This window comes from Microcella pacifica, from assembly GCF_009371975.2.
GTDB classification, from domain to species: Bacteria; Actinomycetota; Actinomycetes; order Actinomycetales; family Microbacteriaceae; genus Microcella; species Microcella pacifica.
On the sequence record NZ_VIKT02000021.1, the window covers coordinates 14,806 to 41,452 of the forward strand.

The 26,647-nt window shown below is 70.4% G+C and carries 19 protein-coding genes, 1 tRNA gene and 1 other RNA gene; 16 read left to right on the forward strand and 5 right to left on the reverse strand.

The window, feature by feature from the left end:
• Positions 1-4 precede the first annotated feature (4 nt).
• The 11 genes from araA (at position 5) to FK219_RS11225 (ending at position 14,683) form a co-directional block, all read left to right on the forward strand.
• The gene (gene araA / locus FK219_RS11175) at positions 5-1,525 is read left to right on the forward strand and encodes an L-arabinose isomerase (RefSeq protein WP_407941916.1); all 1,521 of its coding nucleotides are present in this window, start codon (positions 5-7) and stop codon (positions 1,523-1,525) included.
• Between the two features lie 100 nt (positions 1,526-1,625).
• Positions 1,626-2,765, forward strand: a complete 1,140-nt coding sequence (chvE, locus tag FK219_RS11180) for a multiple monosaccharide ABC transporter substrate-binding protein (protein ID WP_168212672.1) — start codon at positions 1,626-1,628, stop codon at positions 2,763-2,765.
• Between the two features lie 142 nt (positions 2,766-2,907).
• The gene (gene mmsA / locus FK219_RS11185; protein ID WP_152584010.1) at positions 2,908-4,437 is read left to right on the forward strand and encodes a multiple monosaccharide ABC transporter ATP-binding protein; all 1,530 of its coding nucleotides are present in this window, start codon (positions 2,908-2,910) and stop codon (positions 4,435-4,437) included.
• A gap of 47 nt (positions 4,438-4,484) precedes the next feature.
• Complete coding sequence (mmsB, locus tag FK219_RS11190; RefSeq protein ID WP_407941917.1) at positions 4,485-5,684, forward strand: multiple monosaccharide ABC transporter permease; 1,200 nt, start codon at positions 4,485-4,487, stop codon at positions 5,682-5,684.
• Positions 5,685-5,802: 118 nt separating this feature from the next.
• Positions 5,803-7,239, forward strand: a complete 1,437-nt coding sequence (locus tag FK219_RS11195; RefSeq protein WP_152584012.1) for a GH1 family beta-glucosidase — start codon at positions 5,803-5,805, stop codon at positions 7,237-7,239.
• Positions 7,236-8,465, forward strand: coding sequence for a multidrug effflux MFS transporter (locus FK219_RS11200; protein ID WP_152584013.1), 1,230 nt, complete (start codon positions 7,236-7,238; stop codon positions 8,463-8,465). Before FK219_RS11195 ends, FK219_RS11200 begins: the two co-directional genes overlap by 4 nt.
• Before the next feature lie 64 nt (positions 8,466-8,529).
• Complete coding sequence (locus tag FK219_RS11205; protein ID WP_152584014.1) at positions 8,530-9,189, forward strand: phosphatase PAP2 family protein; 660 nt, start codon at positions 8,530-8,532, stop codon at positions 9,187-9,189.
• 52 nt (positions 9,190-9,241) lie between these two features.
• Positions 9,242-10,516 carry a saccharopine dehydrogenase family protein gene (locus FK219_RS11210; RefSeq protein WP_152584015.1) on the forward strand — a complete coding sequence of 425 codons (1,275 nt, stop codon included), beginning with the start codon at positions 9,242-9,244 and terminating at the stop codon, positions 10,514-10,516.
• 9 nt (positions 10,517-10,525) lie between these two features.
• Entirely contained in the window at positions 10,526-11,779 is a 1,254-nt protein-coding gene (locus FK219_RS11215; protein WP_152584016.1) for an FAD-binding protein, read from the forward strand.
• Complete coding sequence (locus tag FK219_RS11220; protein WP_152584017.1) at positions 11,779-12,882, forward strand: glycerate kinase; 1,104 nt, start codon at positions 11,779-11,781, stop codon at positions 12,880-12,882. The genes FK219_RS11215 and FK219_RS11220 overlap by 1 nt, the downstream gene beginning before the upstream one ends.
• Positions 12,883-12,910: 28 nt before the next feature.
• The gene (locus tag FK219_RS11225) at positions 12,911-14,683 is read left to right on the forward strand and encodes a helicase HerA-like domain-containing protein (protein WP_152584018.1); all 1,773 of its coding nucleotides are present in this window, start codon (positions 12,911-12,913) and stop codon (positions 14,681-14,683) included.
• Positions 14,684-14,707: 24 nt separating this feature from the next.
• Here FK219_RS11225 and FK219_RS11230 read toward each other — a convergent pair whose 3' ends face one another.
• From FK219_RS11230 to FK219_RS11245, 4 genes are all read right to left on the reverse strand, one after another.
• Positions 14,708-18,394 (reverse strand): SCO7613 C-terminal domain-containing membrane protein, encoded by a 3,687-nt coding sequence (locus FK219_RS11230; protein ID WP_152584019.1) that lies wholly within the window; start codon positions 18,392-18,394, stop codon positions 14,708-14,710.
• Positions 18,391-18,615 (reverse strand): helix-turn-helix domain-containing protein, encoded by a 225-nt coding sequence (locus FK219_RS11235; protein WP_152584020.1) that lies wholly within the window; start codon positions 18,613-18,615, stop codon positions 18,391-18,393. Before FK219_RS11235 ends, FK219_RS11230 begins: the two co-directional genes overlap by 4 nt.
• Positions 18,615-19,091 (reverse strand): DUF2975 domain-containing protein, encoded by a 477-nt coding sequence (locus FK219_RS11240; protein ID WP_152584021.1) that lies wholly within the window; start codon positions 19,089-19,091, stop codon positions 18,615-18,617. The genes FK219_RS11235 and FK219_RS11240 overlap by 1 nt, the downstream gene beginning before the upstream one ends.
• Before the next feature lie 185 nt (positions 19,092-19,276).
• Positions 19,277-19,364 (reverse strand) — tRNA-Ser (locus tag FK219_RS11245).
• 54 nt (positions 19,365-19,418) lie between these two features.
• Between FK219_RS11245 and ffs the strand changes: the two genes are divergently transcribed.
• From ffs to FK219_RS11260, 3 genes are all read left to right on the forward strand, one after another.
• Positions 19,419-19,515, forward strand: an RNA gene (gene ffs / locus FK219_RS11250) — signal recognition particle sRNA small type.
• Between the two features lie 69 nt (positions 19,516-19,584).
• Positions 19,585-21,771, forward strand: a complete 2,187-nt coding sequence (pta, locus tag FK219_RS11255; RefSeq protein WP_152584022.1) for a phosphate acetyltransferase — start codon at positions 19,585-19,587, stop codon at positions 21,769-21,771.
• Positions 21,768-22,895, forward strand: coding sequence for an acetate kinase (locus tag FK219_RS11260; RefSeq protein ID WP_152584023.1), 1,128 nt, complete (start codon positions 21,768-21,770; stop codon positions 22,893-22,895). The genes pta and FK219_RS11260 overlap by 4 nt, the downstream gene beginning before the upstream one ends.
• Before the next feature lie 106 nt (positions 22,896-23,001).
• Here the strand turns inward: FK219_RS11260 and FK219_RS11265 are convergent, their stop codons facing one another.
• Positions 23,002-23,643, reverse strand: coding sequence for an SDR family oxidoreductase (locus tag FK219_RS11265; RefSeq protein ID WP_152584024.1), 642 nt, complete (start codon positions 23,641-23,643; stop codon positions 23,002-23,004).
• A 79-nt stretch (positions 23,644-23,722) separates the two neighbouring features.
• Here FK219_RS11265 and FK219_RS11270 point away from each other — a divergent pair, with 79 nt between their 5' ends.
• On the forward strand, positions 23,723-25,912 hold the full coding sequence (locus tag FK219_RS11270; protein ID WP_328821686.1) for a DNA polymerase III subunit gamma and tau: 2,190 nt from the start codon (positions 23,723-23,725) through the stop codon (positions 25,910-25,912).
• An 11-nt stretch (positions 25,913-25,923) separates the two neighbouring features.
• On the forward strand, positions 25,924-26,523 hold the full coding sequence (gene recR / locus FK219_RS11275) for a recombination mediator RecR (RefSeq protein ID WP_152584025.1): 600 nt from the start codon (positions 25,924-25,926) through the stop codon (positions 26,521-26,523).
• Positions 26,524-26,647: the final 124 nt, after the last annotated feature.

The following is a 26,647-nucleotide window of genomic DNA, read 5'->3' on the forward strand; positions in this document are numbered from 1 at the left end:
AACCGTGACTCGCAGCATCGTTCCCGACCTCAGCACGTACGAGGTCTGGTTCCTCACCGGCAGCCAGAACCTGTACGGCGACGAGACCCTGCGCCAGGTCGCCGAGCAGTCCCAGGCGGTCGTCGCCGGTCTGCAGTCGGCCACGAGCATCCCGGTGACCGTCGTCTGGAAGCCGACCCTCGTGGACTCCGCGAGCATCAAGAGCGTCATGCTCGAGGCGAACGCGGCCGACAACGTCATCGGCGTCATCGCCTGGATGCACACCTTCAGCCCGGCCAAGATGTGGATCGCCGGGCTCGACGCCCTGCGCAAGCCCCTCCTGCACCTGCACACTCAGGCCGACGCCGCGCTGCCCTACGCGACGATCGACATGGACTTCATGAACCTGAACCAGGCGGCGCACGGCGACCGCGAGTTCGGCTACATCCAGTCGCGTCTCGGTGTCGCGCGCACGACCGTCGTCGGCCACGTGTCGAACCCGGCCGTCACCGATCGCATCGGTGTGTGGGCGCGCGCGGCGGCAGGCTGGCACGCCACGCACGAGCTCAAGCTCGCTCGCTTCGGCGACAACATGCGCTTCGTCGCCGTGACGGAGGGCGACAAGACCGAGGCTGAGCTGCGCTTCGGCGTGCAGGTCAACACGTGGGGCGTGACCGAGCTCGCCGATGCAGTGCACGCCGGGAGCGACGCCGACATCGACGCGCTCGTCGCCGAGTACCTCGACCTCTACGATGTGGCTCCCGACCTGCGCCCGGGCGGCGACCGGCACGACTCGTTGCGCTACGGCGCGGCGATCGAGGTCGGCCTGCGCGGGTTCCTCGAAGACGGAGGCTTCAGCGCCTTCACCACCTCCTTCGAGGACCTCGCCGACCTGCGCCAGCTGCCCGGCCTCGCCGTGCAGCGGCTCATGGCCGACGGCTACGGGTTCGGCGCTGAGGGCGACTGGAAGACGGCCGTGCTCGTGCGGGCCGCCGCCGTGATGGGGGCGGGCCTCCCCGGCGGTGCGAGCCTCATGGAGGACTACACCTACGACCTCACTCCCGGCAATGAGCTCATCCTCGGCGCCCACATGCTCGAGGTGAGCCCCTCGCTCACCACCGAGCGCGCGCGACTCGAGGTGCACCCGCTCGGCATCGGAGGCAAGGAGGACCCGGTTCGCCTCGTCTTCACGGCCGACGCCGGGCCCGCGGTCGTCGTGGCGCTCAGCGACATGCGCGATCGGTTCCGGCTCGTCGCGAACGTCGTCGAGAACGTCGCGCTCCCGCAGCCGATGCCCCACCTGCCCGTCGGGCATGCCGTCTGGAAGCCGGCGCCCGACTTCGCCACCTCGGCAGCCTCCTGGCTGACGGCGGGGGCTGCCCACCACACGGTCATGACCACCCAGGTCGGCGTCGAGGTCTTCCGGGACTTCGCGCAGATGGCCGGCGTCGAGCTGCTCGTCATCGACGAGAGCACCACGCTCGAGGGGTTCCAGCGCGACGTGCGCTGGAACGCCGCTTACTACCGACTCGCGCAGGGACTCTGAGCCCCGTGCCCGTCACCCCCGAACATCCCGGGATCCGTTCCGGGAGACGATCCGGCCCTCGTCGCTGAGGCGCAGGATCACAGCACCACCACATCCCCTTATGAAAGGACACACAGTGAAGAAGAAAGCTCTTCTCTCCTTCGTGGCTGCAGGCGCCATGGTCGTCGGCCTCGCGGCATGCTCGGCTGACGCCGGCGACGGCGGAACCGGCGGCGACGGCGAAGGCGGCCTCATCGGCGTCGCGATGCCCACGCGCTCCTCGGAGCGCTGGATCGCGGACGGCGCGGCCGTTCAGGCCGAGCTCGAGGCGGCCGGCTACGAGGTCGACCTCCAGTTCGCGGAGGACGACATCCCCACCCAGGTCTCGCAGATCGAGAACATGATCACGCGTGGCGCCGAGGCGCTCATCATCGCGTCGATCGACGGCACCACGCTCACCTCGGTTCTGCAGTCGGCCGCTGACAATGACATCCCCGTCATCGCCTACGACCGACTCATCCGCGACTCGGAGAACGTCAACTACTACGCGACCTTCGACAACTTCCTCGTCGGTCAGCAGCAGGCGCGGACGGTGCTCAACGGTCTCGGTCTCACCGACCTCGAGGGCAACCCCCTCGACGACGCCCCCGAGGGTCCGTTCAACATCGAGCTGTTCGCCGGCTCGCTCGACGACAACAACGCGTTCTTCTTCTGGAACGGCGCGATGGATGTTCTGCAGCCCCTGATCGATGACGGCACGCTCGTCGTGCAGTCGGGTCAGACCGACATCGAGCAGGCCGCCACGCTGCGCTGGGACGGCGAAGTCGCCCAGAGCCGCATGGAGGACCTCCTGACGGCGAACTACTCCGACGGCACGCAGGTCGACGCGGTCCTGTCGCCCTACGACGGTCTGAGCCGTGGCATCATCTCGGCCCTCACCGACGCCGGCTACACCGTGGGCGTCGACTTCCCGATCATCTCGGGTCAGGACGCCGAGATCGACTCCGTGCGCGCGATCCTCTCGGGTGAGCAGTACGCGACGATCTTCAAGGACACGCGCGAGCTCGCGAAGGTGGCTGCCGGCATGGCGCAGGCCCTTCTCGAGGGCGGCGAGCCCGAGATCAACGACACGGAGACCTACGACAACGGCGTGTTCATCGTGCCGTCGTTCCTGCTCGGCCCGGTGCCGGTCGTTGCTGACAACGTCGAGTCGGCTCTGGTCGACACCGGCTACTGGACTGCTGAGGAAGTCGGCCTCTAAGGTCTGACCCCTCCGCGGCACCGCACCACCGCACGGCGCACCCTGGCCGTGTGCACCATTGGTCGGTGGTGGGGAGCTGAACTAGGCTCCCCATCACCGGCCTCCCCCTACAACGACGTAAGCGAAGGAGAGGGCACTTCCCGTGACCCAGAACATCCTGGAGATGCGCTCCATCACCAAGACATTCCCGGGCGTGAAGGCGCTCTCTGACGTGACCCTCGAGGTCGCGCCCGGTGAGGTCCATGCGATCTGCGGCGAGAACGGCGCCGGCAAGTCGACCCTCATGAAGGTGCTCTCGGGCGTCTATCCGCACGGCACTTACGACGGCGAGATCGTCTTCGAAGGCCGCTCCATGAAGTTCGCCGACATCCGCGGCAGCGAGGACGAGGGCATCGTCATCATCCATCAGGAGCTCGCGCTGAGCCGCTACCTCTCGATCGCCGAGAACATCTTCCTCGGCAACGAGATCAAGAACCGCTTCGGTCTCATCGACTGGAACAAGACGACCGCCGAGGCGAAGAAGCTTCTCGCCCGCGTCGGCCTCAACGACGACCCGGCCCAGAAGATCATGAACATCGGCGTCGGCAAGCAGCAGCTCGTTGAGATCGCCAAGGCCCTCTCGAAGAGAGTCAAGATCCTCATCCTCGACGAGCCGACGGCGGCACTCAACGATGCGGACAGCGACCACCTGCTCGACCTCATCCTGCACCTCAAGGGGCAGGGCATCACGTCGATCATCATCAGCCACAAGCTCAACGAGATCAAGAAGATCGCCGACTCGGTGACCGTTATCCGCGACGGCAAGACGATCGAGACGATCCGACGCGACGATGTGTCGGAAGACCGCATCATCAAGGGCATGGTCGGCCGCGACCTCGAGCACCGCTACCCGGATCACACGCCCCACATCGGCGAGGAGATCTTGCGCGTCGAGGACTGGACCGCCCACCACCCGCAGGACTCGAGCCGCGTCATCGTCGACAAGGTGAGCATCACGGCGCGCGCCGGCGAGATCGTCGGGATCGCGGGTCTCATGGGTGCGGGTCGCACGGAGTTCGCGATGAGCCTCTTCGGTCACAGCTACGGCAGCCGCATCAGCGGCAAGGTCTTCAAGCGCGGTCAGGAGATCAAGACCCGCACCGTCTCGGAGGCGATCAAGAACGGAATCGCCTACGCGACGGAGGACCGAAAGACCTTCGGGCTCAACCTCATCGAGGACATCAAGCGCAACATCTCGATGGCCTCGCTCGACAAGCTCGTCTCCCTCGGGCTCGTCAACGACAACGAGGAATACAAGGTCGCCAACGAGTACAAGGACTCGATGAACATCAAGGCCCCGAGTGTGCTCAACGCTACGGGCCAGCTGTCGGGCGGCAACCAGCAGAAGGTCGTTCTCTCCAAGTGGATCTATTCCGACCCCGATGTGCTCATCCTCGACGAGCCGACGCGCGGCATCGACGTCGGGGCGAAGTATGAGATCTACACGATCATCAACCGACTCGCCGCCGAAGGGAAGGCGATCGTCGTCATCTCTTCCGAGCTGCCCGAGCTCCTGGGCATCTGCGACCGCATCTACGCACTGTCCGAAGGTCGAATCACGGGTGAGATGCCCGTGGCCGACGCCACCCCCGAAGCCCTCCTCAAGCTCATGACCCTGGAGAAGCAGCGATAATGACTGACACGACCACGCAGAAGCCCAGCGCCCCTCAGGGCAGAGGCATCGGCAAGCTGAGCAGCAACGCGAAGCACATCGTCGCCGACCTCGGCAAGAATGGCATCTTCCTCGCGCTCATCGCAGTGATCGTGCTGTTCTCGATCACGACGGACGGCATCCTGTTGCGCCCGCAGAACATCTCGAACCTCATCGTGCAGAACGGGTACATCCTGATCTTGGCGATCGGCATGGTTCTCGTGATCGTCGCCGGCCACATCGACCTCTCGGTGGGATCGATCGCCGCCTTCATCGGTGCTATATCCGGAGTCTTCGTAAGCGCCGACTTCCTCGGTCTGCCGTGGTGGCTCGCCGTGATCCTGTCGCTCGTCGTGGGTGCGATCGTGGGCGCGTGGCAGGGCTTCTGGATCGCGTTCGTCGGCATACCCGCGTTCATCGTGACGCTCGCCGGCATGCTCATCTTCCGCGGCCTCGCGCTCATCACGCTCGGCAACTCGAACATCGGATCTTTCCCCGAGGAGTACCGGGCTCTCGGCAACGGGTTCGTAAACTTCCCCGTCCAGATCGGTGGTCAGACCGTCGACCCGCTGACGCTCACGGTCGGTCTCATCGCCGTCATCGCTCTCATCGTGCAGCAGTTCCGTACCCGCAGCGGTCGCGTCAAGTACGGGCAGGATGTCGAGCCGATGCCGTGGTTCATCGGCAAGATCGCGCTCTCCGCGGTCGGCATCGGGGCCTTCGCCTACGCGCTCAGCGTGTTCAAGGGCATCCCGGTCACCCTCATCATCCTCGCCCTCCTCGTGCTCGCCTACGGCGTCGTCGCGAACCGCACGACGTTCGGCCGTCACATCTACGCGATCGGCGGCAACCGTCGCGCGGCCGAGCTCTCGGGCATCAAGACGCGCTCGGTCGACTTCTGGCTGTTCGTGAACATGGGCCTGCTCGCGGCACTCGCCGGCCTCGTCTTCACGGCGCGCCTCAACCTCGCCGGGCCGAAGGCGGGTGACGGCTTCGAGCTCGAAGCCATCTCGGCGGCGTTCATCGGCGGCGCGGCCGTGCAGGGCGGCATCGGCACGGTCGGCGGCGCGATCATCGGTGGCTTCATCATCGGCGTGCTCAACAACGGCATGTCAATCATGGGCATCGGCATCGAGTGGCAGCAGGCCGTCAAGGGCCTCGTGCTGCTGCTCGCCGTTGCCTTCGACGTGTACAACAAGCGCCGCGCGGGCACCGCCGCCGCCCGCTGAGCACCTCGCATCACGCGCGGCCTCACGTCGGCCCCCGCCCCCGTCAGGGGTCGGGGGCCGACGTCATCCCCTCGGATGCTCCGCCGAGGCGCGCTGCCCCCGCCGGTAGGCTTGCACCATGACTGACGGTTCTCCTGACTACCGCGACTCCGGCCTCGAGTTCCCCTCCGACTTCGTCTTCGGCTCGGCCACGGCGAGCTATCAGATCGAGGGCGCGGCGCACGAGGACGGCCGCGGGCCGTCGATCTGGGACACCTTCAGCCACACGCCCGGCAAGATCGTCCACGGCGATACCGGCGACTCTGCCTGCGACCACTATCACCGCCTCGAGAGCGACCTCGACCTCATGGCAGGCCTGGGCCTCGAGTCGTACCGCTTCTCGATCGCGTGGCCGCGCATCCAGGCTGAGGGCACGGGCGTGCCGAACGAGAAGGGGCTCGCGTTCTACGGCCGCCTCGTCGACGGGTTGCTCGAGCGGGGCATCCGCCCCATCGCGACCCTCTACCACTGGGATCTCCCGCAGGCGCTCGAGGATCGGGGCGGCTGGACGAACCGCGACACGGCCCACCGCTTCGCCGACTACGCCCACCACGTGGGCGAGGCACTCGGCGACCGCGTCTCGATGTGGACCACCCTCAACGAGCCGTGGTGCAGCGCCTACCTTGGCTACGGCTCGGGTGCGCACGCCCCCGGCCGCATGAACGGCGCCGACGCCCTGACCGCCGTGCACTACCTCAACCTCGCACATGGCCTGGGCCTCGTCGCGCTGCGCGATGTCGCGCGCAACGACCCGCAGTACTCGGCGACGCTCAACCTCCACGTCATCCGCGGCGAGGAGGAGCCCCGCTCGGCGGAGGCGAAGACCGAGGCCATCCGCCGCATCGACGCCCTCGCGAACCGCGCCTTCACCGGGCCCATGCTGCGCGGCGAGTACCCCGCCGATCTCATCGAGGACACCGCGGGCGTGACCGACTGGGGCTTCGTCAAGCCGGGTGACACCGCGCTCATCCAGCAGCCCATCGATGTGCTCGGCGTCAACTACTATTCGACCGTCACCGTGCGCATGTGGGACGGCTCCTCGCCGCGCGTGAACGCGGACGGGCACAAAGACATGGGCGGGTCGCCGTGGCCCGGCAGTGAGCATGTCGAGTTCCTGCCGCAGGAGGGCCCGTACACCGACATGGGCTGGAACATCGCGCCCGACGGCCTCGAGGACCTCCTCGTCGACCTCCACGAGCAGTTCCCGGGGCTGCCGCTCATGGTGACCGAGAACGGCGCTGCCTTCCCCGACGAGGTCGTCGACGGCCGCGTGCGGGACGTCGAGCGCGTCGACTACCTGCGCCGCCACTTCACGGCCGCCCACCGCGCGATGCAGCGCGGCGTCGACCTGCGCGGCTACCAGGTCTGGTCGCTGCTCGACAACTTCGAGTGGGGCTACGGCTACACGAAGCGATTCGGCATCGTGCATGTGAACTACGAGACGCAGGAGCGCACCCTCAAGGACAGCGCGCACTGGTACCGCGAGCTCATCAGCTCGCGGCGCATCCCGCAGTGACGACGGTCGTCCACCCGGGCGACTCGCTCAGCGGTCGCCAGCGGGCCGTCTACGTGCTCATCCTCGGAGCGTTGACCGCGCTCGGGCCCTTCACGATCGACCTGTACCTGCCGGCGTTCCCGCAGATCGAGGGCGACCTGGACGTGTCGACGGCCGCGGTGCAGCTCACCCTCACCGCCACGACGCTGGGCTTCGCGCTCGGTCAGTTGCTCGTGGGCCCGTGGAGCGACAAGGTGGGGCGCCGCCTGCCGCTCGTCCTGGCGACCTCGGTGCACGTGCTCGCGAGCATCGGGGTCGCCTTCTCGCCCGACATCTCGTGGCTGCTCGCGTTCCGCGTGCTGCAGGGCTTCGGGGCCGCCGCGGGCGGCGTCGTCGCGATGGCGACCGTGCGCGACCTCTTCGGGGGCTACCCGCTCGTGCGGATGCTCTCGCGCCTGGCGCTCGTCACGGGCATCGCGCCCATCGCCGCGCCGGTGATCGGGTCGCAAATGCTGCTCATCATGCCGTGGCGCGGCATGTTCGGGGTGCTCGCCGCCTACGGTGTCATCATCATGGTGCTCGCGGCGCTCTTCATCGTCGAGACCCTCCCGCCCGCGCGGCGCGTCGAGAAGGGCCACTCCACTCTCGGGGAGCGCTACCGCTCACTCTTCACCGACCGCATCTTCGTGGGCGTCGCCATCATCGGCGGCATGACCTTCGCCGGTCTGTTCGCCTACCTCTCGGCGTCGTCGTTCCTGTTCCAAGACGTCTACGGGCTCGACCCACAGGCCTACGGCCTTCTCTTCGCCGCCAACTCCATCGGCGTCGTCATCGGGGTGCAAGTGAGCTCGCGCCTCGCGAAGTACTTCGGGCCGGCGTGGATTCTCGCCGGATCGACCGCGGTGCTGCTGGGCAGCGCCATCGCGATCGTCGTGCTCGAGCTCGCGGGGGCGGGACTGCTCGGCACGGTCATCCCGCTCTGGCTGTTCATCACCGCGTGCGGCTTCGGATTCCCGTGCGTGCAGGTGCTCGCGCTCACCAACCACGGCAAGGAGGCGGGCACGGCGGCCTCGGTGCTCGGTGCGATGAACTTCGGGCTCGCGGGGCTCATCTCGCCCATCGTCGGGCTCTTCGGCATCGCTGACGCCGTGCCGATGGGCACCGTCATGGCGATCACCGCGGCCGTCGCCATCGCGAGCCTGTGGTTCATCGTGCGGCCGCGCACGGTGCCCGCGCTCAGCCGCTGACGAACCACTGAGTCGCTGACGAGTCTCTGAGCTGAGGTCAGCGGGTCTCGGTAACCTGCCCCCTATGTCTCTCGAGAATCGGCGCACGATAACCGGCCGCTGGCCGCTCATCAGTGGCGGCGTCGCGGTCGGCATCGCGGGGCTCCTGGGCGTGCTCGTCGCCCTGCGCGAGAGCCCCATCGAGGTCGATGAGGAGTGGATGAGCGAGCTGCTCGAGGAGCGCGGCCCCTGGTGGGACGTGCCCGCTCTCTTCATGGACTGGCTCGGCGGCGGCCTCGTCGCCGTCGTCGTCGTCCCTCTCGTCATCGCGGGTGCGCTCGTGCTGGTGCGCAGGCCGCTCGGCGCCGCCGTGTTTCTGCTCGCGTCGGTGCTCAGCGCGGGGCTCGTGCAGGTGCTCAAGGCGGCGTTCGGCCGGGCGAGGCCCGAGCTCATGCTCGTGGTGAGCGACGAAGGATCTTTCCCGTCCGGCCACGTCGCGAACGCGGCGACGATCGCGATCGCGCTCGGCCTCATCCTCGCGCTCGATCGCGGTCGGCGATGGGTCTGGATGCTCGGGGCCCTGTACATCGTCGCGATGGCGCTCAGCCGCACCTACCTGGGGGTGCACTGGCTCACCGACACCATCGGCGGCGCGCTCCTCGGCGCGGGCGTCGCCGTCATCGTGTGGGTGCCGTTCGCCCGCGCTCTCGCGCGGGAGCCGCGACCACGCCGCGTGCGCTCGTGATGAGCAGGGCATCCCTCTAGCACTGAATTGTCCACATGGATAACATGAGGCCATGAGAATCCTCCTTGTCGGCGCCGGTGGCGTCGGAGACGCCATCGCGAAGATCGCCGCCCGCCGCTCGTTCTTCGAGACCATGATCGTGAGCGACTACGACGTGACCCGCGCCGAGCGCACGATCGCCTGGATCGAAGCGAAGCACGGCCCCCAGGGTGACCGCTTCGTCGCCGCGCAGATCGACGCATCCGACCCGGCCGTCGTCGAGAAGGTCGCGCGCGAGCACGGCGCGACCCACGTCATGAACGCTGTCGAGCCGAAGTTCGTCATGCCGATCTTCGAGGGCGCGAAGGCCGCGGGCGCGGATTACATGGACATGGCGATGAGCCTGTCGCAGCCGCACGCCGACGAGCCCTATGCGAAGACGGGCGTGAAGCTCGGTGACGAGCAGTTCGCCGTCACCGACGAGTGGGAGGGCGCCGGCCGCCTCGCCCTCGTCGGCATGGGCGTCGAGCCCGGACTGAGCGACGTGTTCGCCCGCTACGCCGTCGACCACCTGTTCAGCGAGGTCGACGAGCTCGGCACGCGCGACGGCGCCAACCTCGTGGTGCGCGACGACGAGGGCAACGAAATCTTCGCCCCCTCGTTCTCGATCTGGACCACGATCGAGGAATGCCTCAACCCGCCGGTCATCTGGGAGAAGGGCACCGGCTGGTTCACGACGCCGCCGTTCAGCGAGCCCGAGGTCTTCGAGTTCCCCGAGGGCATCGGCCCGGTCGAGTGCGTCAACGTCGAGCACGAAGAGGTGCTGCTCATGCCGCGCTGGCTCGACGCGAAGCGCGTGACCTTCAAGTACGGGCTCGGTGACGAGTTCATCGGCATTCTCAAGACCCTCAACCAGCTGGGGCTCGACAAGACCGCGCCGATTCGCGTGCGTTCGGCCGATGGGCCCGTCATGGTGTCGCCGCGCGACGTCGTCGCGGCCGGTCTGCCCGACCCGGCCACGCTCGGCCCCCGCATGACCGGCAAGACCTGCGCCGGCATGTGGGTCACGGGCACGGGCAAGGACGGCCAGCCGCGCGAGGTGTACCTCTACCACGTGAGCGACAACGAGTGGACGATGGCCGAGTACGAGGCTCAGTGCGTCGTGTGGCAGACCGCTCTCAACCCCGTCATCGCGCTCGAGCTGCTCGCGACCGGGGCGTGGAACGGCGCCGGCGTGCTCGGCCCTGAAGCCTTCGACGCCCAGCCCTTCCTCGACCTCATGGCCGCGCCCGAGAGCGAGGGCGGCTACGGCCAGCCCTGGGGTCTCGAGGAGCGCGAGCCCGCGTAGGGTCGTGGAGTGACCTCCTCCACTCCCGCCGGCCGCAACTGGGCGGGCAACGTCGAGTTGCGCGCGCCGCGCTTCGCCGAGCCGACGACTGTCGAAGAGCTCGCCGAGCTCGTGCAGTCGGCGTCGCGCGTGCGCGCCGTCGGTTCGCGCCACACGTTCTCGGCGCTCGCCGACAGCGACGACCTCATGGTCTCCGTCGAGGCGTTGCCCGGGTCGGTGACCGTGCACGCGGAGCGGGGCACGGCATCCGTTCCCGCCGGCATGCGGTATGCCGAGGCCGCGCGCGAACTCGACGCGGCGGGATGGGCACTCGGGGCTATGGCATCGCTGCCGCACATCACCGTCGCCGGCGCCATCGCGACGGGCACGCACGGCTCGGGCGACGCCGCGGGCTCGCTCTCCGATGCCGTCGTGGCCCTCGACATCCTCCGCGCCGACGGCGACCTCGTCACCGTTCGACGCGGCGACCCCGACTTCGCGGGAGCCGTCGTCGCGCTCGGGTCCCTCGGCATCGTGACGCGCGTCGAGTTCGCGGTCGAGCCGAGCTATTGCATGACCCAGGTCGTCGACCGCGGGCTGCCGTGGGACACCGCGCTCGACGATCTCGACGCGGTCATGGGCTCTGCCGACAGCGTGAGCCTGTTCACCCGGTGGGCGGATGCCGAGCGCATCGATCAGGTGTGGCGCAAGACGCGGGGGGAGAGCGTCCCGGCCGCCCTGCCGGGAGCGCACCGGGCCGGCGAGGCCGGGCATCCCCTCCCCGGCGGTCCCGCCGAGAACTGCACCGACCAGACCGGGGTGCCAGGCCCGTGGTTCGAGCGCCTGCCGCACTTCCGTGCCGAGTTCACGCCCTCGCACGGGGAAGAGCTGCAGTCGGAGTTCTTCGTACCTCGCGATCGCGCCGCCGACGCGCTCCACGCCGTGCGCGCCCTCGGGTCGCGGCTGCAGGCGCTGCTGTACGTGAGCGAGATCCGCAGTATTCGCGCCGACGAGCTGTGGCTCTCAGGGGCCTACGGGCGCGACACCATCGGCATCCACTTCACGTGGCGTCGTGACGAGCCCGCTGTGCGCGCACTCGTGCTCACGATCGAGGCCGCGCTCGCGCCGTTCGACGCGCGGACGCACTGGGGCAAGGTGTTCACCGCCGACCCGGAGCTGCTTGGGCGTGCGTACCCGCGCTGGGCTGACTTCACGGCCTTGCGCGAGCGGTGGGACCCGCGCGGAGTCTTCCATAACGCCCAGCTCGCTGCCTGGGGCATGTAGTGCGGGTCATCGTCGCCCCCGACTCCTTCAAGGGCTCCGCCTCCGCGGCCGCTGTCGCCGCGGCGCTCGCAGAGGGCTGGCGGGAGGCCCGCCCCGACGACGAGGTCGTGCTCGCACCCATGGCCGACGGCGGCGAGGGCACGCTCGATGCCGTCGCCGCGGCCACCGCTGGCTCCACCCGCATGCCGGTCGCGGTCACGGGCCCGCACGGCCACCCGGTGTCGGCCGAGTGGCTCCTGCTCGAGCAGCCCGATGGCACGCGCACCGGCCTCGTCGAGCTGGCCCTGTGCTCGGGCCTCGAACTGCTCGATGAGCTCGAGCCGCAGACCGCCCACACGCTCGGCTTCGGTCAGGCGATCCGCGCTACGCTCGACCATGGAGTCGACCGCCTGCTGCTGGCGCTCGGCGGCAGCTCGTCGAGCGACGGCGGCGCGGGGGCCCTCACGGCACTCGGTGTGCGCCTGCTCGATGAGCGCGGTGCGGCCGTGCCGCTCGGCAACGCGGGGCTCGCGCGCATCGCGGCAGTGGACTGGGCATCCCTCGCCCCTCTCCCCGCCGGCGGCGCCGTGCTGCTGAGCGATGTCGACAACCCCCTCCTCGGCGACCGTGGAGCGATCGCGGTCTTCGGCCCGCAGAAGGGCGTGACGGCCGGCCGCGCCGGCGCGGCCGAATCTGCTCTCGCGCGCTTAGCCGACGCCCTGGTCGAGAACCCCGGCGGGGCGCTTCCCGAGACGCCGGGAGCGGGCGCTGCAGGCGGCACCGGCTTCGGGATGCTCGCCTGGGGCGCCACGATGAGCTCCGGTGCGCGGGCCATCGCCGAGACGATCGGCCTTCCCGCGTCGATCGTGGGCGCCGACCTCGTCATCACGGGCGAGGGCCGCTTCGACGGCCAGTCGGCGGGCGGCAAGGCTCCCGTCGAGGTGGCGAGGCTCGCGCGATCGAGCGGGGTGCGGTGCGCGCTCGTCGCCGGTCTCGTTGACGCGCCGCCGGTCGGTTTCGACGGCGTCGTCTCGCTCTCCGAGCTCGCCGGGTCGGTCGCCGCCTCGCTCGCCGACCCCCTGCACTGGGCCCGCGAGGCGGGCAGGCGTCTCGCGCTCGAGTGACGGGCCGCAGCCGGTTTAGGCTGATCCCATGACGGATGCGCACGATGCGGTCGCGGCCGCGAAGAAGGCTCTCGCCGAGGCCGAAGCGGCCCTCGCTGCGGCGACTGCCCAGGCGGAGGAGTCCGCCTCGGCATCGGCTGAGGAGGCCCCTGTGCCCTCACCGACACTCGGCCCGCTCGACGAGAGCGAGGTCGACGCGGTCCGCGCTGGCTACGTCACGGAGGGAGCGGTGCTCGAGATGGGGGCGCTCGTGAACGGCGACGCGCGCGCGGACGTTCCCGTGCGCATCCCGATCGCCATGACGAACCGGCACGGTCTCGTCGCCGGCGCGACGGGCACTGGCAAGACGAAGACGCTGCAGGTGCTCGCCGAGCAGCTGAGCGCCGCCGGGGTGCCGGTCTTCGCGGCCGACATCAAGGGCGACCTGAGCGGCATCGCGGCCCCCGGCGAGCCGAGCGAGAAGCTCCTCGCGCGCACCGAGGGCATCGGGCAGCGCTGGCAGCCCACCGGCCACCCCACCGAGTTCTACTGCCTCGGCGGCATCGGCCACGGCGTGCCGATTCGTGCGACCGTCTCGAGCTTCGGGCATCTCATGCTGGCCAAGGTGCTCGGCCTCAACGAGACGCAGGAGTCGAGCCTCGCCCTCGTCTTCCACTTCGCCGACCAGGAGGGGCTGCCGCTCGTCGACCTCGCCGACCTGCGCGCCGTCATCCAACACCTCACGAGTGACGAGGGCAAGGCCGAGCTCGCCGAGCTGGGCGGGCTCAACAAGGCGACCGCCGGCGTGATCCTGCGCGAGCTCATCACCTTCGCCGCCGATGGCGCCGACGTGTTCTTCGGCGAGCCCGAGTTCGACACCGCGCACTTCCTGCGCACGACGGCCGAGGGGCAGGGCATCGTCAGCCTGCTCGAGGTGCCGGGCGTGCACGACAAGCCCGCGCTGTTCTCGACGTTCCTCATGTGGCTGCTCGCCGACCTGTTCAATGACCTCCCCGAGGTCGGCGACCTGGAGAAGCCGAAGCTCGTGTTCTTCTTCGACGAAGCGCACCTGCTGTTCAAGGATGCGTCGAAGGACTTCCTCGCGGCCATCACCCAGACCGTCCGGCTCATCCGTTCGAAGGGCGTCGGCATCTTCTTCGTCACGCAGACGCCGAAGGATGTGCCGAGCGATGTGCTCGCGCAGCTCGGCTCGCGAGTGCAGCACCAGCTGCGCGCTCACACGCCCGACGCGGCCAAGGCCCTCAAGGCCACGATCTCGACCTATCCGACCTCCGGGTACGACCTCGGTGAGGTGCTCACGACCTTGGGAATCGGTGAGGCCATCGTGACCGTCATGAATGAGAAGGGCGCCCCGTCACCCGTGGCGTGGACTCGCCTGCGGGCACCGCAGGGATCCATGGATCCTGCGCCGGAGGCCCTCATCGAGTCGACGATCGCCGCATCGCCCCTACTTGCGCAGTACGGCACGGCGGTCGACAACGAGTCGGCGCGCGAGCTGCTCGCCGCGCGCATGAATGCGGCCGCCGAGGCGGAGGCCGCTCGCGAGGCGGAGCGGCAGCGGCTCGAGCAGCAAGCCGAGGCGGCGACAGTCAAGGATCGTGCGCAGGAGGAGTACGAGCGCGCCCTGCGAGACCTGCAGAAGAAGGACCGCACGACGACGCGCACGACCACGCGGCGCTCGTCCTCCCGGCGCAGCGGCGGTAGCGCGGGCGGGATCGGCGACATCCTCGGCTCGCGTGCGGGTCAGACGATCGTGCGCGAGGTCGTGCGCGGCATCTTCGGCACTCTCGGACGCCGCTGAGTCGGGGCGCGCTCGCCGATATCCTCACGCCAGATCGCGCAGCCGCGCGAGCGGCGCGCCCCCTCCGCTACCGCGTCGCTCCGAGCCGACGGCGATGACGAGCAGCACGAGGCCGACAACGGCGAGGGTGATCCACCACGGCATCGCCTCGATGCCGCGCCCGATCTGCACCGAGAAGGCGAGCACGTTCTCGAGCGGCAGCACGAGTATGCCGAGCACGAACGGCGCCGCGAGCCGCCACCGCACCCCCACGAGGATCATCATGAGCGCGATCGCCATGACGAGCACTGCGCGCCAGGTCTGCGGGTCGGTCGCCGTCGCCAGAATCGACGCGAGCACGAGCACGACGAGCCCCGGCGCGAGGAGCGGCCAGGAGCCCGTGCGCCCCCTCGGCCAGTGACGCAGGGGAGCGGGGTCGTGCGCCGTCGCACTCCGCAGCGCGATCACCCCGGCCGCGAGCAGCATGATGCCGAGGGGCAACGAGAACGCCTCGACCCGGAGGAACTCTCGCGGGCTCCACGCGACGATCGAGGTCGCGAGAGCGAGCGCGAAGAGCACCCCGGCATGCGGCAGCACCGTCGCACCGCGAGTGCTGCGGTCGACGGCGACGACCATCAGCACGAGGAGCGCCATCATGAGCGACCAGAGAACCACGACGGTCAGGTCGAACCACGGAGATGAGACGTCGTACTCGACGGCCGTTCCCATCGCCGCGGTCGCGACCGTGAGGGCCGGCACGAGCGACCAGCGGCGCATGGCGGCGTCGCGACTCTGCGTGATCACGAGCCCCGCGATGCCCATCGTGACCGAACCGGCAAGCGCCACGATCGCGACGACGGCGATGAGCGGCAGGGCGGTCTCGACCACGTCTACGCGCAGCCCGAGCCGTGCCGCCTGAAGACCTCCGGCGGATCCGGCGACGATCGCGGCGATGAGCGTGGGGGCGGAGAGCACGCGCAGACGGCCGCTCCCGAGCGCACTGGCGCGGATGCCCGCCCCGAGCCCGGTGAGCGCGACGGCGGCGGCGAGGAGCCCGAGGGCCCGCGCGGGCTGCGCCTCCGCGGAGGCGCCGAGGGCGACGAGCAGGGGCACGATCGCGGCGAGCAGCGCGCCCGCGAGCAGGGCAGGCTGCGGGGCGCCGCGCGCGGTGAGCACGACGGCGACCACCGCGGCCACGAGCGCGGGGGGCAGCACGTGCGCTTCGAGCGACGTGACTCCGAGCGCGAGCCAGAGCGACCACAGCGATGCCGTCGCGGCCGCGCCGAACATCCACCAGTAGGCGGGGAGGCGACGCACCGAGGCCGCACCAGCGGCACCCATCGCGACGATGGCCAGCACGATCGCGGCGGTGGGTGCGCCGGCCGCCTCTCGCGCGAAGCACAGCAGCACGGCGATCGCCGCCGTGAGCAGTGTCGTCGCCTCGATGGCCAGGCCGACGGCTCGACCGTGGGCGTCGGGCAGACCTCGGTGCCGCAGCGCCGCCGTGATGCGGGGCAGCAGCGGCAGGGTGACGGCGACGACGAGGGCGATCGCCGGCAGGACGACCGGTGAGCCGCTCAAGACCAGGAGCGCCGCACCGGCATTGACGAGCACGACAGCGATCGACGGCACGATGAGGGCGGCGGCGAGAACCCTGATCACGATGCCGAGGCCGGGTCGGCGGGTGATGAGCAGACTCACCGCGAGCACGAGCATCGTCGCCGTGGAGAGGGCGACCCATCCGTTGCGCTCCACGACCACGAGCCCCACCGCGATCGCGAAGGGAACGGAGGCGACGACGAGCACTGTGATCCAGCGCGCGGCATCGACGCGGCGGAGGAAGGTCGCGGCGATGGCGCCGAGCAGTCCGACGGTCGCGGTGAGACTGAGTCGCGCGGGCCCCTCGACCGACGCGAGCGACAGAGCGGAGGAGACGAGCACGAGCGCGTAGCTGTAGCCGACGGCAAGATGCGCTGAGCGCGCGACCAGGGGAACCGTGCGCGTGAGGGTGGCGAGGCTGATGAGTGCGGCGACGCCGAGGGCGACGGCCAGGGCGGTCGACTGCCACGACAGCGACACGGCCAGGAGCACCGCGAGGTGCGCGGCGATCACGATGGGAAGTCGCTGCGCGATCGGCGCGCGTCGCACTCGTTCGGGGCCCGTGAGCACGACGGCGCTGAGCGTGGCGAGCACGAGGGCCCAGGCCGCGCGAGCACCCGGGTCGACGATCGTGAGCCCGAGCGCGCCGAGGCCGGCGAGGGCGAGCGCCCACCAGGCGAGGGCACGCAGCACTCCCACGGCGCGTGGCGCCCGACTCGCCCGGCGGCTCAGAATCCCCGAGTGGGTGGCGAGACCCGCGCTCAGCATGACGAGCGCCGCGACGGCCGCGACACTCGCTTGCGCACCGACCGCATCGTCACTCATCCGATCCGCGGCGAGGAGCGTGGAGAGCGCCCCGCTCGCGGCGAGCAGCGCCGCGGGGGCGATCGCGAGCGAGACGACGCTCGTCGCGCCCGTCAGCGCCGCGGGGCGACGCACGCGGCCCCGCGCCGAGAGCGTCACGGTCAGCGACAGCAGGCCGATGACGGTCGCCAGGGGTACGAGCGCGACGCGCGCGGGCTCGCCGCCGACCGCGCTGAGGTCGAGAGCGAAGGATGCTGTGGCGAACCCGAGGGGCACGCTCGCCCCGGCAGCGAAGCTCCACAGGCGACGGAGGGTGTGCGGGGCGCTACGGCCGGTAACCGCGCCGGCGCCCAGGACGGCTGCGGCGGCGGCGAGCCACGCCGATGGCGGGTCGACGATCGCGACGAACGCGGCCGCGGCGAGCGCGACGAACCCGACCGCCTGCAGGCCCACGAGCACGACGCGCTCGACGAGCAGCACCGTCGAGCGTCGACGCTCGAGAACCGCGCCGGCCTCCAGCAGCGCGAGGGCTGCGGCACTCGTGCCGAGCGGCCCCCACAGGGTGGCGAGCGTGCCGCCGATCGCCGCGCTCGCGAGCAGGGGAACGAGGGTGAGCGACGTGCTGCCGGCGAGCATCCAGACCCTCATGCGCGTGCGCACGCCGAGGGCGAGGGCGAGGGATCCGCCGACGAGCGCGACGAGCGTGAGCACCGCCTCGGTGTCGGCACGGGCGGCCACGACCGGCAGCAGAACGGAGGCCGCGAGGCCTGCGAAGACGAGGGCGAGAGCCGCCACGGATTCGGCCGACACGCGCAGTGCGCGCCGCATGAGGAGCGGCGCGCCGCCCCAGAACAGCAGGCTCGCGACGACGAGCACGCTGCCGCGGGCCACCGGATCGGTGAGGTCGGGGTTCAGCAGGGTGAAGATCACGGCGGCGAGCCCGACGAGTGCGGCGCCGGCGATCGCGAGCACCGACTGCACCGTCGTGCTCGCGCGCGCTGGCTGCTGCCGTGAGACCGCGGGTGTGGGGGATGCGCCCACCCTGTCGACGGCGGCGGTCACCCGCGCGGGCGGGCTCGCGACCGGCGTCGGGCGGCGCGGCACGCGCCCGACCGAGGCCTGCAGGGCGGTGAGGGCATCCGCCGCGGCCGACGCGTGCCGCCAGACCTCGACGCCGTCGTCGCCTCGCAGATCTGCGCCGCAGGTCGAGCAGACTCCCGCGGTCAGTCGACGCGTGCACACGGGGCACAGCGCCGTATCGCGCAGCCGAGAGACCGTGCTCGATGTCCAGTGGACGGTGCGGGCCCGCTGCGCGGTCACGTCGCTCACGAGGGGTCCTCCTCGCCGTCCGGCGTCCAGACGAGGATGTCCCCCGGCTGGCACTCGAGCACGCGGCAGATCGCGTCGAGGGTCGAGAATCGGACGGCCTTCGCCCGGCCGTTCTTGAGCACTGCGACGTTCGCGGGGGTGATGTCGATCGCGGCGGCGAAGTCGCCGACCGACATCTTCTTCTTCGCCAGCTGAACGTCGAGGTTGATGATGATCGGCATCAGACCACCTCGGCCAGGTCGCTCTCGAGCTGCGAGGCCTGCCTCAGGAGACCGCGCAGCACGACGACGAGGAGCGCGAGCATGCTGCCGACGATGATGCCGAGCACGCCGAGCAGGGCGATCGAGGGTGAGCCGGCCTGCGCGTTCGAGATGGTGATGAGCGAACCGAGCACGATAATCGTCGCGAGGATGATCGAACCCAGGATCACGTCCACGTAGCGGAACGCGCGCGGGTTGAAGATGATGCCCTCGCGCACGAGTGAGAGCATGCGCCACACGCACACGAGCGTCACCTGCAGGCACAGCACGAAGACGGCGGCGGCGATGACGCCGGGCCACTGCAGGTAGGCGAGCGGGGGCAGCATCGCGGCCATGTTCGCGGCGATGGTCGGCACGACCACGGTCTGGCAGATCAGCAGGAGCGCGAGCAGCACGGCGATGAGCGCCTTGAGAGAAACGATCGTGAGACGGTGCATCGTGGTCCTATCGATAGTCAGTGGATAACTATCGAAAAACGATACATCATGCGGCGCTCATGTCACGCACGGGCAGTGCTGGCTACCCGGCTGGCGACTCGCGGGGAGCACCGATCGACGATCCCGCGATGAGCGGCGAGGGCCGGCTACGGCCCCTCGACGGTCGCGAGGGGAGACGCGAGAAATGGCGGAGGATAGGGGATTCGAACCCCTGAGAGCTTGCACTCAACACGCTTTCCAAGCGTGCGCCATAGGCCACTAGGCGAATCCTCCAGGCGCATTCCGCCGAGACGGAACAACGTCAGCGATCCTACCGGTAAACTCGACGACGGCTCCCCGCGTGGCGCCATCCAGGCCAACTCCCCCAGGGCGGAAACGCAGCAAGGGTAACCGGGCTCTGGCGGGTGCGCGGGGGGTCCTTCGCGTTAACGCCGCCCGCTTCGGGGCCGAAAGGCCCAGGCGCCGCGGAGTCCTCGCGCCTAGGCTGGGGGCAATGTCGCGCAGCATCTACGTCACGTCCGTCGAGGGCAACTCGGGCAAGTCGACCGTCGCCCTCGGCCTCGTCGACACGCTCAGTCACCGGGTGCAACGGGTCGGCGTGTTCCGCCCGGTCGCCCGCTCGCGCGAGGAGCGCGACTACGTGCTCGAGGTGCTGCTCGGCCACGACGGCGTGAACCTCGACTACGACGACTGCATCGGCGTCGGCTACGACGAGGTGCACGCCGACCAGGAGGCGGCGCTCGCCGTCATCGTCGAGCGGTTCAAGGCCATCGAGCGGCGTAGCGACGCCGTCGTCATCGTCGGCAGCGACTACACCGACGTCGCGAGCCCCACCGAACTCTCGTTCAACGCCCGCGTCGCCGCGAACCTGGGCGCGCCCGTCGTGCTCGTTCTCGGCGGTCGGCTCTCCGGCGCGTCCGGCGGCCGCGGCCTCGCCGAGAGCGGCCCGCGCTCGGCCGACGACGTGCGCCGCGTCGCCGAGGTCGCCGTCGCCGAGCTCGAGCACGAGCACGCGCAACTGCTCTCGGTCATCATCAATCGGGCGGATGCTGCGCTCACCGACCCGATCACCGCGGCAGTGCAGGCGGTCGCCCCCGAGGCCCTCGTGAGTGTGATCCCCGAAGACCCGTACCTCATCGCCCCGACGGTCGCGAGCGTCATCGCGGCCTGCGACGGCGAGTTCCTCCGCGGTGACGAGGCGCTCCTCGGCCGGGAGGTGCTCGGCGTTGTCGTCGCGGGCATGTCCATGGAGAACGTGCTGCCGCGACTCACCGAGGGGGCGGTCGTGCTCGTTCCGGGCGACCGGTCGGAGGTGCTGCTGGCCGTGCTCATGGCGCACGAGAGTGAAACCTTTCCGAGCGTGGCGGCGGTCATCCTGTACGGCGGTTTCGAGACACCCGCCTCCGTGCAGTCGCTCGTCGACGGGCTCGACCCTGCCCTGCCAATCATTCGCAGCGGCGCGGGAACCTACGACCTCGTGCTGCGCGTCATGGAGGCGCGCGGGCGCCTCGCCGCCGACTCGCAGCGCAAGTACGACACGGCGCTCGCGCTGTGGGAGGCGCACGTCGACCACGACGCCTTGCTCGCGCGGCTCGACGTCACACGCTCGGAGGTCGTGACGCCGCTCATGTTCGAGTTCGAGCTGCTGGAGCGGGCGCGAGGCGACCGCAAGCACATCGTGCTGCCCGAGGGCGACGATGACCGTGTGCTGCGCGCCGCGAGCACGCTGCTGCGCCGTGGCGTCGTCGACCTGACCATCCTCGGGGAAGAGTCTGAGGTGCGAGCCCGCGCGGCCGAGCTGGGGCTCGACCTGTCGAGCGCGACGGTCACGAGCACGCGCGAGGAGGAGTTGCGGCACCGCTTCGCCGAGGAGTACGTGCGGGTGCGCGCCCACAAGGGCGTCAGCTACGAGACCGCGCGGGACGTGGTCACCGACGTGAGCTACTTCGGCACGATGATGGTGCACCTGGGGCTCGCCGACGGCATGGTCAGCGGGGCCGCCCACACGACGGCGCACACCATCCGCCCGAGCTTCGAGATCATCAAGACTGACCCGGGCGTGAGCGTCGTCTCGAGCGTCTTCCTCATGTGCCTCGCCGATCGCGTGCTCGTCTACGGCGACTGTGCGGTCATCCCTGACCCGACGAGCGAGCAGCTCGCCGACATCGCCATCTCCTCCGCCGCGACCGCGCAGCAGTTCGCGATCGAGCCGCGCATCGCGATGCTCTCCTACTCGACGGGGGAGTCGGGCTCGGGCGATGACGTGGAGAAGGTGCGCGCGGCGACGAAGCTCGTGCGCGAGCGCCGCCCCGACCTGCTCATCGAGGGGCCGATTCAGTACGACGCGGCTGCAGAGCCGAGCGTCGCCGCGACGAAGATGCCCGACTCGGAGGTCGCGGGTCGAGCAACAGTGTTCGTCTTCCCCGACCTCAACACGGGCAACAACACCTACAAGGCCGTGCAGCGCTCGGCGGGCGCCGTCGCGATCGGGCCCGTGCTGCAGGGGCTGCGCAAGCCCGTCAACGACCTCTCGCGCGGCGCCCTGGTGAGCGACATCGTCAACACGGTCGCGATCACGGCGATCCAGGCGCAGCGCACTCCGCCCCCGCCGACGACGCCGATCTCGACGCTCGGCGGCACGGGAGACGCCGTTCCTGCTGGGGAGAGCGAGGAGGCCTGATGCGCGTCTTCGTCGTCAACTCCGGCTCGAGCTCGATCAAGTACCAGCTCATCGACGTCGACAGCGCCGAGGTCGTGCTCGCCGGTCTGCTCGAGCGCCTCGGCGAGGACGGCGGCGACGCCGCCGACCACGAGCACGGGATGCGCGTGGTTCTCGACCGGCTCGGCGACGAGGCGGCCTCCATCGACGCGGTGGGTCACCGCGTTGTGCACGGCGGCAGCGCGTTCACCGAGCCCGTGCTCGTGAGCGACGACGTCGTGGCGGGCATCGAGGCGGTGAGCGAGCTCGCCCCCCTGCACAATCCGGCCAACCTGGCCGGCATCCGCGCCGCCCGCACGGTTCTGCACGCGGTGCCGCACGTCGCCGTGTTTGACACGGCCTTCCACCAGTCGATGCCCGCCGAGGCCTACACCTACGCGATCGATCGCGCGGTGGCCGAGCGGCACGGCGTGCGCAAGTACGGGTTCCACGGTACGAGTCACGAGTTCGTGGCGCGCGGGGCCGCCGACCTGCTCGGGCGCCCGCTCGACGAGCTGACGCTCATCGTGCTGCATCTCGGCAACGGCGCCTCCGTCGCCGCGATCGACAGCGGGCGCTCGATCGACACCTCGATGGGGCTCACGCCGCTCCAGGGTCTCGTCATGGGCACGCGGTCGGGCGACCTCGACCCGGCGGTGCTCGTGCACCTGCACCGCGTGGCCGGCCTGAGCGTCGACGAGCTCGACACGCTGCTCAACACGCGCTCGGGCATCCTCGGTCTCACCGGTCACGGCGACATGCGCGACGTGACCGATGCGGCCGCCGGCGGTGACGCGCTCGCCGAGGCCGGTCTCGCCGTCTGGGCCCACCGCATCCGGCACTACATCGGCGCATACCTCGCCCAGCTGGGCGGCCTCGACGCGGTCGTCTTCACGGCGGGGGTCGGCGAGAACAGCCCCGCCCTGCGCGCGCGTGTGATCGACCGGCTCGGGCACCTGGGGCTGCATGTCGACCCGTTCCTCAATGAGCGCGCGGCGCGTGGCCCGCGCATCATCTCGCCCGCGGGCGAGGGGCCGGCCGTGCTGGTGGTGCCGACGAACGAGGAGCTCGCGATCGCGCGCGCGACGGCCGCCCTCGTCGGCTGACCCGCGTCGCCCTGGACCCCGCACCTCAGTCACGCCAAAAGTGACACATCACGCGAAACCTTCGGCGTGACTCGTCACAAACGGCGTGAGTGACTACCGCGGAACGCTACAGGGGCAGCTCGGCGATGGGCGTCGGCCCCGAGACGACCTCGAACTGCTGGTGCACCCCGCGGCCGCTCATGATCAGCTCGGCGACGAGGTGGGCGACATCCGCACGCGGGATGCTCCCCTCCACGTTCTCGCCGATCTCGACCTGGCCGGTGCCGGCGTCGTCGGTGAGCCCGCCGGGCCGCACGATCGTCCAGTCGAGGTCGTCGTGGGCGCGCACCGCGGCGTCGGCCTCGGCCTTCGCCTTGAGGTAGATCTGGAAGATGTCGTCGGAGTCCGGGTCGAAGGTGTCGGCGCGGCGCGACGAGATGACGACCATGCGCGTCACGCCCGCCTGGACGGCGGCATCGGCGAGCAGGATGGCGCCGTCGCGGTCGACGGTGAGCTTGCGCTCGGGCGTGCTGCCCGGCCCGGAGCCCGCGGCGAACACGACCGCATCGCAGCCCGTGAGCACTTCGGCGAGGCCGGCATCGTCAGTCTTCTCGAGGTCGATCACGACGGGTGTCGCGCCGTCGGCCTCGATGTCGGCGGCCTGCTCGGGCTTCCTGATGAGGGCGAGCGGCTCGTGGCCGGCCTCCACGAGTCGGCGGGCGAGCAGTCGGGCGATCTGGCCGTGTCCTCCGGCGATGGCAATACGCATGTGCTCCACTCGACCAGGTGAGCCTCCGTGCGGCCTGAGTGCGAGCATCCGCGACGGGGGTCGCGACTACGCTGGGGGCGTGGTCACCGCCCTCTACCGTCGCTATCGCCCCGAGACGTTCGCCGAGCTCATCGGGCAGTCGCACGTGACGGATCCGCTGCGGTCGGCGCTGCGGCACGATCGGGTCAACCACGCCTACCTGTTCAGCGGCCCGCGCGGCTGCGGCAAGACGACGTCGGCGCGCATCCTCGCCCGCTGCCTCAACTGCGCCGAAGGCCCCACCGACACCCCGTGCGGCACGTGCCCGAGCTGCGTCGAGCTCTCGCGGCAGGGCGGCGGCTCGCTCGACGTCGTCGAGATCGATGCGGCGAGCCACAACGGCGTCGACGACGCCCGCGACCTGCGCGAGCGCGCCGTGTTCGCCCCCGCGCGCGACCGCTACAAGATCTTCATCCTCGACGAGGCGCACATGGTGACGCCCCAGGGGTTCAACGCGCTCCTGAAGATCGTGGAGGAGCCGCCCGAGCACGTGAAGTTCATCTTCGCGACGACGGAGCCCGAGAAGGTCATCGGCACGATCCGCTCGCGCACGCACCACTACCCGTTCCGTCTCGTGCCGCCCGCGCAATTGCTCGACTACGTGGACGAGCTCGCGCGCAGCGAGAAGGTCGAGATCGAGCCGGGCGTGCTGCCGCTCGTCGTGCGCGCCGGCGGCGGCTCGGTGCGCGACACGCTCTCGCTGCTCGACCAGCTCATCGCGGGCGCCGACGAGAGCACGGTCACCTACGAGCGCGCGGTCGCCCTCCTCGGCTACACGCACGGCGCGCTTCTCGACGAAGTGGTCGACGCTCTCGCCGACCGGGATGCCGCCGCCGCCTTCGGCGCCGTCGACCGGGTCATCCAGACCGGCCAAGACCCTCGCCGCTTCGTCGACGACCTGCTCGAGCGGCTGCGCGACCTCATCGTCGTGCAGGCCACGCCCGACCACGGCGCGGCCGTTCTGCGCGGCATCCCCCAGGACGACCTCGAGCGCATGGGCGCTCAGGCCCGGCACTTCGGCCCCGCCGAGCTGTCCCGCGCCGCCGACGTCGTCAACCGTGCCCTCACCGAGATGACGGGCGCGACGTCGCCGCGCCTGCACCTCGAGCTCATGACGGCGCGCCTGCTCGTGCCCGCCGCTGACGAGTCGACGCGAGGCGCCCTCGCGCGGGTCGAGCAGCTCGAGCGGCAGATCGCCGGCGGGGTTGCCGCTGCCCCCGCGTCGCGCGCCGCGACCGAACCCCCCGCAGCGCCGGGGCCTGCAGCGCCGGCACCTGCGGTCTCGCGCACCGCACCGCAGTCTGTCGCTCCCGAGCCCGTAGCGTCTGAGCTTGCGGCACCTGAGCGTGCGGCACCCGAGCCAGCGGCACCCGAGCCAGCGGCGCCAGCACCCGCGCCCGCCGCGCCGGTCGACGCGGGGCCGATGACGCTCGAGCGCGTCGTCGCCGCCTGGCCGGGCATCCTCGGTCAGGTCGAGAAGATTCGCCGCAGCTCCTGGACCGTCGTCTACACGGCCACGCCCGTCGCCCTCGAGGGCGACGTGCTGACGCTCGCGTTCACGGCGGAGAGCGATGTCGCGAGCTTCAAGGAGCGCACGTCCCCGGCCGACAGCGTGAGCGAGCACCTGCGCTCCGCGATTCAGCGCGAGCTCGGCGTGCGGGTCAAGTTCCTCGTGCGGATGGATGCCCCCGCCCGCGCCTCCCGGCCCGAGCCTGCCGCACCGACCGACGCCCCGGCAGAACCCCCTGCCGACCCCGATCCAGCGCCCGAGCCCCAGCCCGATCCAGCGCCCGAGCCAGCACCGGCACCAGCAGCGAGCTCGGCGCCGGTGACCGGCTGGTCGGTGGCACCGATCCCCGGCGCGAGCGAGAAGCCTGCGACCCCTGAGCCGGCGATCGAGAGCGAACCCGAGCCTGCGCGCGCTGAAGAGCAGCCCATCGCGCCCACTCCGCGGCCCGCGCCGGTCTCCGAGATCGGCGGCAAGCAGCGCTACGGCGAGTCGGTCGTGCGTGAGGTGCTCGGCGCGACGTTCCTCTCCGAGGAGGTGCTCGAGCCGGCAGTGTCGCTCGTCGGTGCTCCCGAGACAGGCGGCGCTTCCGACGCAGGCGGGGTATCCGACTCGGCCGCGCCCTCCGCAGCACCGGCCGCGCCGTACGACCCCGACGCGCCCTCCGATGAGGATGCACCGCCCGAGTACTATCCCGGCGACCCGGGCCCCGACGAACCCTGAGACGAGCAACCGTGTACGACGGCATCATCCAAGACTTGATCGACGAGTTCGGGCGCCTGCCCGGCATCGGCCCGAAGTCGGCGCAGCGCATCGCGTTCCACATCCTGCAGACCGAGTCGTTCGACGTCGCGAAGCTCGCGCAGCTGCTCGTCGACGTGCGCGAGAAGGTGCGGTTCTGCGAGATCTGCGGCAACGTCGCGGAGGAGGCGCAGTGCTCCATCTGCCGCGACGTGCGGCGCAACCCCGCCTCGATCTGCGTCGTCGAGGAGGCCAAGGACGTCGTCGCGATCGAGCGCACGCGCGAATTCCGCGGCCTCTACCACGTGCTCGGCGGCGCGATCAGCCCCATCGACGGCATCGGCCCCGACGACCTGCGCATCGGCTCGCTGCTCACCCGGTTGCAGGACGGCACGGTGACGGAGGTCATCATCGCGACCGACCCGAACCTCGAGGGCGAGGCGACCGCGACCTACCTCACGCGACTGCTCGTGCAGCCGGGCCTGAAGGTCTCCCGCCTCGCAAGTGGCCTGCCGGTCGGTGGCGACCTCGAGTACGCCGACGAGGTCACGCTCGGCCGCGCCTTCGAGGGGCGCCGCACGGTCGAGCGCTGAGCTCACCGCCTAGGTGTACTCGGTCATGACGTTGGTGACACTCGGGTGATCGGGGGTTTGCCTCCGCAGGCGGTGTGGGCTCGAGTGTAGTTGTAGTGCTCCAGCCAGGGCTCCAGGGCGTCGT

Coding starts and splice junctions, on each gene's coding strand:
- chvE (WP_168212672.1), top strand. CDS start 1,626: ATGAAAGGACACACAGTGAAGAAGAAAGCTCTTCTCTCCTTCGTGGCT.
- FK219_RS11195 (WP_152584012.1), top strand. CDS start 5,803: ATGACTGACGGTTCTCCTGACTACCGCGACTCCGGCCTCGAGTTCCCC.
- FK219_RS11205 (WP_152584014.1), top strand. CDS start 8,530: ATGTCTCTCGAGAATCGGCGCACGATAACCGGCCGCTGGCCGCTCATC.
- FK219_RS11210 (WP_152584015.1), top strand. CDS start 9,242: ATGAGAATCCTCCTTGTCGGCGCCGGTGGCGTCGGAGACGCCATCGCG.
- FK219_RS11225 (WP_152584018.1), top strand. CDS start 12,911: ATGACGGATGCGCACGATGCGGTCGCGGCCGCGAAGAAGGCTCTCGCC.
- FK219_RS11235 (WP_152584020.1), bottom strand. CDS start 18,615: ATGCCGATCATCATCAACCTCGACGTTCAGCTGGCGAAGAAGAAGATG.
- FK219_RS11240 (WP_152584021.1), bottom strand. CDS start 19,091: ATGCACCGTCTCACGATCGTTTCTCTCAAGGCGCTCATCGCCGTGCTG.
- pta (WP_152584022.1), top strand. CDS start 19,585: ATGTCGCGCAGCATCTACGTCACGTCCGTCGAGGGCAACTCGGGCAAG.
- FK219_RS11265 (WP_152584024.1), bottom strand. CDS start 23,643: ATGCGTATTGCCATCGCCGGAGGACACGGCCAGATCGCCCGACTGCTC.